At 66.3% G+C, this 10895-nt stretch carries 8 protein-coding genes and 4 pseudogenes; 4 read left to right on the forward strand and 8 right to left on the reverse strand.

Annotated features, from left to right (window positions below; translation table 11 throughout):
* Positions 1–608 precede the first annotated feature (608 nt).
* The 3 genes and pseudogenes from I3F54_RS32215 to I3F54_RS27700 all read right to left on the reverse strand — a co-directional run.
* Entirely contained in the window at positions 609–740 is a 132-nt protein-coding gene (locus I3F54_RS32215) for a hypothetical protein (RefSeq protein ID WP_275676917.1), read from the reverse strand.
* Between the two features lie 165 nt (positions 741–905).
* A complete protein-coding gene (locus I3F54_RS27695; RefSeq protein WP_240121655.1) occupies positions 906–1304 on the reverse strand; it encodes a hypothetical protein in 399 nt (132 codons plus the stop codon).
* Positions 1301–1495 (reverse strand): annotated as a pseudogene (locus tag I3F54_RS27700) (IS5/IS1182 family transposase); the annotation flags it as partial. The pseudogene I3F54_RS27700 and the gene I3F54_RS27695, both read right to left, overlap by 4 nt.
* 418 nt (positions 1496–1913) lie before the next feature.
* On the opposite strand from I3F54_RS27700, the gene I3F54_RS27705 reads away from it, so the two are divergent.
* Positions 1914–2438, forward strand: coding sequence for a hypothetical protein (locus I3F54_RS27705; RefSeq protein WP_240121656.1), 525 nt, complete (start codon positions 1914–1916; stop codon positions 2436–2438).
* Here the strand turns inward: I3F54_RS27705 and istB are convergent.
* The 5 genes from istB to I3F54_RS27730 all read right to left on the reverse strand — a co-directional run bounded on the left by istB (position 2435) and on the right by I3F54_RS27730 (position 7202).
* Positions 2435–3190, reverse strand: a complete 756-nt coding sequence (gene istB, locus I3F54_RS27710; RefSeq protein WP_275676928.1) for an IS21-like element helper ATPase IstB — start codon at positions 3188–3190, stop codon at positions 2435–2437. The genes I3F54_RS27705 and istB overlap by 4 nt on opposite strands.
* A gap of 5 nt (positions 3191–3195) precedes the next feature.
* On the reverse strand, positions 3196–4797 hold the full coding sequence (gene istA / locus I3F54_RS27715) for an IS21 family transposase (RefSeq protein ID WP_374205972.1): 1602 nt from the start codon (positions 4795–4797) through the stop codon (positions 3196–3198).
* 271 nt (positions 4798–5068) lie between these two features.
* Positions 5069–5623 carry an IS5 family transposase gene (locus I3F54_RS27720; RefSeq protein ID WP_275676918.1) on the reverse strand — a complete coding sequence of 185 codons (555 nt, stop codon included), beginning with the start codon at positions 5621–5623 and terminating at the stop codon, positions 5069–5071.
* A 101-nt stretch (positions 5624–5724) separates the two neighbouring features.
* Positions 5725–6384, reverse strand: a complete 660-nt coding sequence (locus I3F54_RS27725) for a transposase (RefSeq protein ID WP_240121662.1) — start codon at positions 6382–6384, stop codon at positions 5725–5727.
* Positions 6267–7202 (reverse strand): transposase, encoded by a 936-nt coding sequence (locus tag I3F54_RS27730; protein WP_240121659.1) that lies wholly within the window; start codon positions 7200–7202, stop codon positions 6267–6269. Before I3F54_RS27730 ends, I3F54_RS27725 begins: the two co-directional genes overlap by 118 nt.
* 124 nt (positions 7203–7326) lie before the next feature.
* Here I3F54_RS27730 and I3F54_RS32445 point away from each other — a divergent pair.
* From I3F54_RS32445 to I3F54_RS27740, 3 pseudogenes are all read left to right on the forward strand, one after another.
* A pseudogene (locus I3F54_RS32445) lies at positions 7327–7497 on the forward strand (transposase); the annotation flags it as partial.
* Between the two features lie 174 nt (positions 7498–7671).
* Positions 7672–8676, forward strand: a pseudogene (locus I3F54_RS27735) (transposase); the annotation flags it as partial.
* 400 nt (positions 8677–9076) lie between these two features.
* Positions 9077–10672, forward strand: a pseudogene (locus I3F54_RS27740) (DNRLRE domain-containing protein); the annotation flags it as partial.
* Between the last annotated feature and the right edge of the window lie 223 nt (positions 10673–10895).

Here is a 10895-nt window from a genome sequence, read left to right on the forward strand (position 1 = left end):
TGAGAATTCGAAATCTGTGAAATCCGCCAGGGCGGAAACAGGGCGGCTGCTCAGGGGCACCTACTGCAGCGCCGGCGCCGCCTCGGTGCGCTCGGTGACGGAACCGGCTTCGCACCGCCTTCGCGAGTCCCCCGGGCCCACCCTGCCGACAATCGATCATCTGGCCTGGGAACCGGGATGGAAACCGTCGTCCCGACCCAGAGAACCTCGGACATGAGAATGCCTTTCCTGCATGTGATGGCGGTACGTTTCTTTGGGCCGGCGGACGCCTGAGTTGCGCGCATAGAGTCTGCCCTCGATGTCTTTCGAGTCCGACTTACGCCTCGCTGTTTCGCTGTAGGGGGTACGCTAGCGGCATGTCGCTTTCCGTGAGAAAGAAAAGCCTCTTTAGGGATTTCCTGTGAGAGATTTTCGGCCACCTTGTGCTGGAAGTGGCGCCGAAGTGGTTCTCGATCCCCGCGCTCATCGACCAAGATCAATCGCGGATGGGTCCATTACTCAGTCTGGATCCACCGCGTGATCGCCGTCTGCGATCGGGGCGGGAACAGGGAAGTGCCTTGTGAACTGCGATGATGGGAGTACTTCGCGCTTCCAGCATGCACGATCACTCAGGTTGAATCGGTGGTGTCCGGCTGGTTGATCAGGCCCTTGAGGTCCAGGCCGATGGTCCGCAGGCAGCCCTCGATCAGGTGCGGGCGGTACTGGATCCTTACCGTTCTGTCTGGGTTCGCACCGGTCATTCGTACGATCGGGAGGCCCAGGGGCGCCAGGTGTGGCTGTACTGGACCTGCTGCCTATGTGGCTGAAGGAGATTGGCCGCCCGGTGCCCTGCGACGACTCGGCCTACTGACCTTTCAGTCGTAGATCGGCGGGTTCGTTGCAGTTCGTCGATCTCTGAGTGGACGTTAAGTCCGTTTCTGGTAGCGGCCTCGTCCGGGCTGGGTGAGGAAGCCTTGACGGAGGAGGCGTCCGAGACGGCTGCGGGTGATGTTGACGGATGCCTCGTCGGTGGGCATGCCGAGGAGTGCGTGCAGCTCCCGGGCTCGGAACTCTTGGTCGGGGTGCTGGTTGAAGGCGTTCACGATGGCCTGGTAGACGCTGTTCGTCTCGGGCGCTTCGGAGTCTTCTTGGGCCGGTGCGAGTTCGGCGATGACTTTCCGGGTGGTCGCCAGGTCCGTGAGTCGTGCTTCGGTCTCGGCCAAGGCGGCGGTCAAGTGCTGGATCTGGTCGCGTAGTTCACCGGCCCGAGCCATGGCCCTCTCGTGCTGTGTCTGGAGGCCTGCCAGGAACTCGAGGATGTTCACGCAGCCAGCCCGAGGGTGTCGCGCCAGGCCGGACTCGGTGTGGTGAGGCGGCGTGCCATGTTCGCGATGGAGGCCCAGTAGACGCGTGAGGCGGACGTGTCGGGCCGGTGGTCGTACTCACGGGCCAGACGCCGGTGCAGCATCAACGTGCCGTTGACCTGCTCCACGATCCATCTTTTCGGTTGCGGGACGGATGGCGTCCCGCCGAGTGGTGTAGCCGATCAAGCTGGCGGAATCCGCAGGTCGTAGCCCGAATCGCCCTCGCCGGCGGCCCTGTTGGGGCTCGCCGAGCTGGGACCAGCGGTGATCGCACGACGGACTGCAGCGGCACGTACCGGACGGCTCCGAAGCGGAGGCGACGGACCGTGATCGGCTACACCGCGGCGGGGGACACGGCCGCGGGACGAAGCCTTTGCCCTGGTCGGCCGGGTTGCGGCGGACGACCTCGACGTCAATGTCCAACAACGCGCCACGGATCAGGACTTCGTCCTTGAAGCCCTGGTCCACCAGGGCCTTCTCCAGCCGCATCCCGCACCGCTCGGCGGCCTGGTTGTCGACGGTCACGTAATTCCCCAGGTCCTCGCCCCGGTCGGGTCTAGGTTGGCGAGTATGACCATGCGCGGGTGGAGCTATCGCTATGTCGGACCGGCCGAGTTGAGGAGCCTCGTCCGACCGGACGGCGAAGGTCAGGGCATGCGGTCGCCGGCGGACTTCCACGAGTGGGTTTCGGCTCGGACGGTGGAGGAGTTGGCCCAGCCCTTCACCTTCGTTGTCGATCAGGCTGGGGTCCTGCGTCTCGCGCCGCGTCGCAGTGAGCACGTGGTGTGTGCTGGTGGAGAAGCGGTACTGGGCGCTGGTGAGATCAGCTTCCGCGAGGAGTCCGGGCGGTGGGCGGTCGACGAGGTCAGCAATCAGTCGACCGGCTACTGCCCGGACGTCAGCTCATGGTCGGCCGTCGTCGAGGCCCTGGACCAGGCCGGGATCGATCGCCCGTCCGGTTTCACCCACGAGGTGGTGTTCCGGCGCTGCCTCTCCTGCCAGCAGCTCAACATCGTGCGCGAAGAGGACTTCGTCTGCGTCTTCTGTGACGAGACCCTGCCGAGGGAGTGGAACGTCGACCAGCCCGGACCCTAGGCGGTCGGCGGCTTGCCGGTCGGGTCCTTGGGCCGCTTGTTGGGCCGGTAGCTGGGGCCGTTCATGATCACCTGATGGCTGGCGTTGATCAGCCGGTCCAGCAGTGACTCGGCGACGACCGGGTTCGGGAAGAGAGGATACCAGTCGCTGGGCGCCCGGTTGCTCGTGATGATCAGAGAGCGTCCTTGCCGCTCGGAGACGAGTTCGTAAAGGTCATCGGCCTGGGACGCGGTCAGCTGGCGCATGGCGAAGTCGTCGAGGATCAGCAGGTCAGGGCGGATGAGTTCGCGCATGCGCTTGTCCCAGGTGCGGTCCGCATGACCGCCTGCGAGCTCGCTGAGGATGCGGCTGGTCTTGCTGAAGCGGACGTTGGCGCCCTGGCGGACGGCCTGGTGGCCGAGGGCCTGGGCGACGTGTGTCTTCCCGACCCCGACGGGCCCGAACAAGATGACGGACTCGCCGGAGTGGAGCCAGCGCAGGGCCGCGAGGTCGCGGATCTGGGCGGCGGGCAGCTTCGGGGAGGCGGTGAAGTCGAAGCCCTCCAGTGTGGCCTGCTGCTCGAACTTCGCTCTGCGCAGGCGCCGTTCGAGCGCGACGGATTCGCGACGGGTGATCTCGTCCTGGCAGAGGACCTGGAGGAAGTCGAGGTGTCCGAGCTCGCCCTTTTGGGCCTGGGTGAGGCGGGCGTCGAGGGTTTCCAGCATGCCGGACAGCCGCAGCGTCTTCAGCGACTCGCGCAGGGCGGTGGTCATCACGCTCACCGGCCGGCCTCCTCTGCGCCGGCGTCGACGTGACCCTGGTCGTCGTGAACCTCGCCGGGGATCTGCAGGGGGACGGTGGCGGCGAACAGGCCCTCGGGGCCGTGCAGGAAGGCCGCGGCTCCGGCGTCGCCGGCCTCCGGTTCCGGGTCGGTCTCGGTGCCGGCGACCAGGATGCCCTTGACGGTCCGGTAGGACGGATCACCGACCGCGACCGCCTTCGCGCAGGCGGCTTCGAGTCTGGCGTCGCCGTACTTCTTGCGCAGTCCGAGCACGCCCTGGGCGGCCTGGAGCCGGTAGAGGGCGTTGACCTCCAGCAGTTGGTCGATCACCTGACGGCAGGCGTCCCCGACCTGCGAGGCTTGGCCGCGGCACCAGATCGGCGTGCGCATCTGGAAGGCGATCTTTTCAGGCGGGTAGTCATTTTTGTCCGTGCGTTTGCCCTGCTCAAGTGCCGTGTGCGTCTTGACCAGCTCGCCCTCGTGGAAGACCTGCACCATCGTGGCGGTGGAGCGGACATCGACACGGCGGCCGATCAGCTTCCAAGGCACCGAGTAGAGCGTGCGGCCGACCTTGATGTGGATGTCAGGGCCGACGGTGGCCTGTGACCATCTGGCCAGCACAAACGGCTCCTCGGGCAGCGGCAGCAGGGCCGTGGCCTCCACCGCCTCGAAGACGGACAGCGGCTTCGCGCCGCCCAGCGGGCGGCACTGACGCTGACCTGCAACGTTCGTGGCCCAGAGAAGGGCCTCGGCCTGCATGTGCTCCAGCGAGGTGAACGTCCGACCGCTCCAGAACGAGTCGCGAACATAGGGCATGGGCCGCTCGACCCGCGGCTTGTCCTTCGGCTTCGATGCGCGGGCCGGGTCCACCAACGTGCCGTAGTAGGTGGCGAGTTCGGCATAGGAGCGGTTGATCTTCGGGTCGTAGAGGTCCGGCTTGTCGACCCCGGTCTTAAGGTTGTCCGGCACCAGGCGGTGCGGGACGCCGCCGAAGAAGCGGAAGGCTTCTGCGTGCGCGAGGGTCCAGGCGTGCTGGTCCATGTGCGTCACCGGGCGGACGAACATGTGCCGCGAGGCGGGCAGCACCATCACGAACGCCCAGATCCGGTGGCGTTTCCCGGTCGTGGGGTTGATCCACTGCCCCAGGAAGCCGTAGTCGATCTGGGCCTCCGAGCCCGGCTCGACGTCGTCCCGCAGCACCGTGACCTTTGAGCGGGCTGCCTCGTCGGGCAGGTTCTCGTGGACCCAGCGGCGGAACGTCGTCAGTGACACCTTCAACTTGCCCTCGTCGCGGAGGCGTTGGTGGATCGTGGTGACCGTGGTCGTCTTCAGCAGTTCCTTGACGTAGTCGCGGTGCGGCTCGATCTCGCCCCACCTGACCTGGTTCAGCTTCCGGCTCGTGAGCTCGGGGAACCAGTTCTTGAGCAGCTTGGCCCAGTCCGTCTCGCTCATGGGCGGCCCGCCCGGGGTGATCCCCGCCTTTTCCGCCGGTGCCAGGTACTTCCTGATCGTCTTGCGGTCCACCCTCAGCGAGGCGGACACCTGGCTCTTGGACCGGCCCGCGTACCAGTGCACGTAAATCTCGACGATGTCGACCACGGTGAATGTTCTCCTTGCCATCCGGTGCGTCCGTCGGCCTCTCGGCTCGCGGATTGAGGGCCCGCGACGCTCCGAGAGGTCCAGGTCCTCAACCCGGGCACCGGCATGCCCATGGGGAACTCGCCCGATTCGCAAGGATTGACTAATCAGTGATCAAACCACTCGAAACAGGGAATATCACGCCAGTCCGAGCATGGTCGGCAGCACCATCGATGGTCGGCGCCCCGGTGGGGAATCGTGACCACGCGGGTGGGGAATTACGTGGCGCTGATCATGCAGGTCGTGGGGAATTACGTGACCGCCGACACTGGTCGAGCAGGGCGGTGCCGGCGGTGTTGTCGTGGGCGGATGCGGCCAGCACCACGACGCCGACGATCAGCCCCAGCACGTCCACGGCCAGTCCCCGCTTGCGGCCCGACACCTTCTTGTTGGCGTCCAGCCCCGTCGTGGTCTTCGGGACACCCGCGGCCGCGCGCACGGACTGGGTATCGAGGATCACGAGGGACGGGTCCTCTAATCGGCGGGCCTTCTCCCGTGCCTGGCAGCGCAGAAGTTCCTGGATCCGCTGGTCAAGGCCGTCCTGGCGCCACAGTGTGAAGTAGTAGAACACCGCCGACCAGGCCGGCAGGTCGTGGGGCAGGTAGCGCCACTGGCAGCCCGTCCGGTTCTGGTAGAAGATCGCGTTCACGACCTCCCGCAGATCACAGGACCCGGGATCTCCGGTCGCCGACCGGGCCACCCGGTCCTGCTTCCAGGTCGTGATCATCGGCTCGATCAACGCCCACTGCGCGTCCGATAAGTCGCTGGGGTATGACTCTCGCTCCATGCCTGCATCTCGGCATGGACATGTCCGGCAAGTGATCGACCTCGCGATCAGTACCACGATCGAGCGATCACGAACCGAGAAAGATCGGACTTAACGTCCACTCAGGGCTTGTGGGTGAAGAGCTTGTTGAGGTTGTGAACCGTGCCGAGGAACTTGATCTCGGCCTCTACCGCATTGCGGCTCCGGTAGTTCAGGTAGCGGCCGAAGCGTTGGAAGAGCTGGGCGAATCCTGGCTCGACCAGGGCACTGCGCCGTCGGTACTGCTCCTTCCCGGCGGGGGTGGCGAGGCGGGCCGCCATGGCCTGCTGGCCGGCAGGGGCCTCCTGGCGCTTCGCCGGGAATCCGGCCTGGTGGGCGTCGCTGGTCACCGAGACCAGCAGTGGAAGATCGGCGAGTGTCTCGAAGGCAGCGGCTGAGGCGTATCCGTTGTCGGCGAGGAAGAGCTGGATCTCTCCGGAGAGATCAGCGTCCCGGTGGTTGTGCTGGATCTTGCTCACCATCGGCACGAGGGCCGTCCTGTCGGACGGGTTGTCGTGGACTTCGATGGCCAGGAGGAGCTGACGTCGGGCGCAGGCGATCTGGATGTTGTATCCCTGGAGGTAGCCGCCGTGTTTGCCGTGGATCAGTCGGGAATCGGGGTCGCTCAGGCAGGCTCGTGAGTCTGGTGAGAGGACGGGTTGCGGTGTGCGGGCCCGCTCGAGCCAGGCCCTCGCTCTCTCGACTCGGGTGCGCTGCCGGACGAGGACGGTCTTGCGTTCCAGCGGCACCGGCGGCCGTCCGTTGGCGCCCCGGCGACCAGCCTCCCGGTCGCACCGGGCCCGCTGTTCATACTTCTTGAGTTTCTCCTGGTGAGCGGCAGTTTCAGCGGCCAGGCGCTTCTCCGCGCGAGCGACCATGCGCTTGGCGGCTTCGACTTTTCGCGCACCTCGCTGGGCGGGGGCATGGATCGTTCGCGGAGTCGGTCCATGGCCAGGTTCGCTCGGGTGAGCCGGTCGCACAGCCGGGACAGACGAGGCCACTGGTCGTCGGCTTCCTCATGGTCGTCGCCGGCCTGCCCATCGGCCTCGACGCTTCGCGCGTGCGTGAGTGCGTCCTCCAGTACCACACGGATTTCCGTCTCGCACTGGGCGATGGTGTCTTCCAGGCGCTGAAGCCGCTGGTTGGCGTCGCGTGAGGCGTTCGCCTCCATCGGTGAACCGTCCACTGCCACGGCGGACAGGTCCACCAGGCCGCGTCGACCGCACAGCGCCAGCACCTGTACGAACAGCGAGTTCAAGGCGGTGCGGTGGCGTCGTACGAAGCGGGCGACGGTGGAGTGATCCACCTGATGGTTCGCGGTGATGACCCGGCAGCCCACGTCGTCCCAGCAGGACTGCTCGATGCGGCGGGAGGAGCGGATGCCCTTGCTGTAGCAGTACAGGAGCAGAGCGACCAGATGGCCCGGCGGGTAGGACGCTCCGCCCTGTCCGTCACGGCGGTAGCCGGCCTCGAACGCCGACAGGTCGAGCTGCTCGACGACGTCGAGCACTTTCCAGCAGAGGTGATCAGGTGGCAGCCATTCCCGCATATCCTGCGGCATCTCAAGATCACATTCGCGGTCACACGACAAGAAGTTCCGCCCCACCAGGCAAGATTCCGCTGCCCCCACGGACTTCGGAACCGAACAGCGAATCGCTCTTGACCGTCGAGGGCGGGGAGTCGTGCGACAGCCTCTGCACTGCCCAGCCCGTGCACCGAAACACTCAACACCCGGCCCCGGAAGCCCAGTTGGCTCGAAGAACCGCCATCCCGCCACCCGCCACGACGTGGGCAAGACGACCAAACGCCCCGAGAGCATTACTGAACGCAATCGCCTCAAAGCTCGCAAAGGTTAAGTTCCAAGCTATAACTCCCGCCGCATCCAGGACCGGCTCGGCTTCCTCAGCCCGATCGAGTTCGAGGAGAAGCACTACGCCGAGCAGGCGACGGCCGAACCAACGAATCTGAACACCCATCAACCCCTGCTGACCAGCTGATCAGCACCTCCCGCATGACGGGGGAACCTCACCCTGGAGACGGGACGCACGTCCTGGACGGCCGTGCTGGATGCGATCCGGCTGGGTCCGGCCGACGATGCCACCGCGGTGACCGCAGCCCAGCTGCGGGAGGTGGTCACCCGGCTGGTGCACGCCGGGCAGTGGCGGCCGGGCGACGCGGACATCCTCGTCGTCATGGACACCGGCTACGACGTCACCCGCCTCGCCTACGTCCTGGCCGACCTGCCCGTCGAGCTGGTCGGCCGGCTCCGCTCGGACCGGGTCATGCTCCGGGACGCCGGCCCGCGCCGCTCGACTCCGCGCGGCGGGCAGCCCAGCAAGCACGGCGGCGTCCTCACCTTCTCCAAGCCGGCCTCCTGGCACACCCCCGACCAGGCCACGACGTGCGACACCACCCGCTGCGGCACGGCCGAAGCCCTCGCCTGGGACCGGATGCACCCCCGCCTGCAGGCCCGTGGCCCCTGGCTCGACCACTGCGGTGAACTCCCCTTGATCAACGGCACGTTGATCCGGCTGAAGGTCGAGTATCTGCCCGGTGACCGCGACCTGAAGCCGGTGTGGCGGTGGTCCTCGCGCACCGGGATGACCGGCCAGGACGTCGATGTGCGCTGGCAGGCGTTCCGCCGATTCGATCTTGAACACACCTTCCGGCTGTTCAAACGGACCCTGGGCTGGACCGTCCCCAAGGTCCGCGATCCGCACACGGCCGACCTGTGGACGTGGCTGATCATCGCCGCCCACACCCAACTCCGCCTCGCCCGGCCGCTCGCCGAGGATTTGCGATTGCCCTGGGAGCGGCCCAGCGAGCCACGTCGGCTCACCCCGGCCCGGGTCCGCCGGGGGTTCCGGCACCTTCGCGTGAAGACTGCCCGTGCCCAGACCCTCCAAGCCCGGACCCGGCCGCCCACCCGGCTCGAAGAGCCGCAGGTCGGCGCCACGCCACGAGCCCGGGCGAAGACCGTGAAACGAATCGAGACCCTCACCGAACACGTGCGCCTGAAACAGCAGCGAGGTTGATGATCAAGCTCAGAAACTCACAACACTGGACGGTGGCGGGGCGGGTTCAGTGTGACGGCCGGAGCCTGACTCGCAACACGCTTGTCGCCTCGCACGGCAAGTCAGTCGCTGCCACCGCTCCCCAGGCTGTGTTTCCCGGGGGGCCGGGCGTCCCCGTCAAGAGCAGATAAAGATGATCAGCGCAAGGGGAGAGGGAAGATCACCATTACTCCCTTCTTGCCTTGATTTAGCGTCTTTTAGATCACGGTAGCTTTACAGGTACATCACAGCTGTGTGATGCCTTGTCATGGTGTGAAGAAACGGGAGAACCATGATGGTTCGTAAGCCTGCGTCTGGTAGACGCAGACGTCCCTGGTCTGGGAGAAGTACTCGCTGGATAGCGGGAACCGTGTCCCTGGCCTTGACCGTCACGCTGCTTGACGGCGTGTACGCCGCGGCTGCCTCCGCGCCGCACAACTCCAAAGCTCCGAAGAAGGCTGCGGCTACGCAGGCGGCGGACATCCCGTCCGCGCGGGTCGCGGCCCGACTGTCGGGCAGGCGGGTGGAGGCGCTGTCGGAGCGTACGGAGACCTCCACGACGTGGGTGAACAAGGACGGCTCGCTCACCACCGAACTCACCGCCGGCCCTGTCCGGTTCAGGGACAAGGCCACGGGCCAGTGGCGCAACGTCGATGTGAATCTGGTCCAGAACGCGGACGGGTCCGTCGAGTCGAAGGCACATCCGCGAGGGCTGCGTCTGGCGGGCAGGTCCGGGACGCCGACGAAGTCGATGAAGGCCGCACGCACGGCGAAGGCCACGGATCTGGTGACGCTGGGTGCGGGTGATCAGCAGATCACCCTGCAGTGGAAGGGTGATCTGCCCAAGCCGACGCTGGACGGCACGCGCGCGGATTACGTCAACGCCGTGCCTGGTGCGGACGTGGTCGTCGAGGCCACGCGGACGGGCTTCGAGCAGTACGTGCAGATCAAGCAGCGCCCCGATGCGGGCGGTTACTCCTACACGCTGCCGCTGAAGGCCAAGGGGCTGAAGGCGAAGCAGTTGTCCGACGGCAGTGTGCTGTTCACGGACAGGAAGAACAAGAAACGGGCGATGATGCCCGCGCCGGTGATGTGGGATGCCACCGTCGACAAGCGGTCCGGTGAGCACACCCACAAGGCCAGGGTCGGCCTGAAGGTGGAGCAGAAGGGTTCCTCCATCGACCTGGTGGTGACCCCGGACGCGAAGTTCCTCGCTGACCCGGAGACCACCTACCCGGTCACCGTGGACCCGTCGACCTCTTCGCTGTCGAACGTCTTCGACACCTACGTGCAGCAGGGCGAGACGGTCGACTGGTCTGCTGACACGGAGCTGGACCTGGGCAACCCGGGGACGAAGAACGCCGACGGCACGCCCCGTACGGCCCGGTCGTTCATCACCTGGAACACCGCCCCGTTCTCCGATGCACTCGTGTCCAAGGCCACGCTGAACCTGTGGAACTTCCACTCGGCCAACACCGACTGCAAGGCGTATCCGTGGGAGGTGTGGGACACCGGAAAGCCCACGACTTCTTCCCGGTGGACCTCTCAGCCAGCATGGAACCAGAAGTTTGCCACGTCGGCGCAGACCACCGGCAATCCGGGCTGTTCGACGCAGCCGGACGGCTGGATCACCGCCGACGTCACCAACCTGGCGCAGACCTGGTCGTCGGCGAAGAACAGCACGTCGAACATGGGGCTGCGGGCATCGGACGAGTCGGTGGTGGCACAGTGGAAGCGGGTGAACTCCGCGAACGCGGCGTCCAACCCGCCGAAGCTGGTCGTCACCTACAATTACCGGCCGCGCACGGGCACGGACCAGCAGGCCGGTCCGCCGTTCTTCAAGGCCTCGAGCGGCACTTGGTACGTCAACACGCTGACACCGACGCTGCGGGACACCTTCGCCGACCCGAACAACGACAAGGTACAGGGCTTCTTCCAGATCGCGGACAACGCCACTGGTACTCAGGTCGGTGAGGTGCCACCCAGACCAACGGCACTGCCGAGAGGAACATCGTCTACGGCGTCCCGCTCACCGGCGGCTCCGCCCCCGAGGAGCTTGGGACGACGGCCCTCGCCTCCTGGGGGCAGAGCGACGCGCCCGCCGACGGCACCGCCGTCTTCCCGCCCGACCAGGTGAAGTTGCCCCGGTGTGATGGACAACCTTCCACTTTGGGATACTGGGTCCCGCAAGGAGGAGTTCA

Origin of the sequence: Streptomyces sp. MUM 2J, from assembly GCF_022414535.1 — a bacterium.
Classification (GTDB): Bacteria; Actinomycetota; Actinomycetes; order Streptomycetales; family Streptomycetaceae; genus Streptomyces.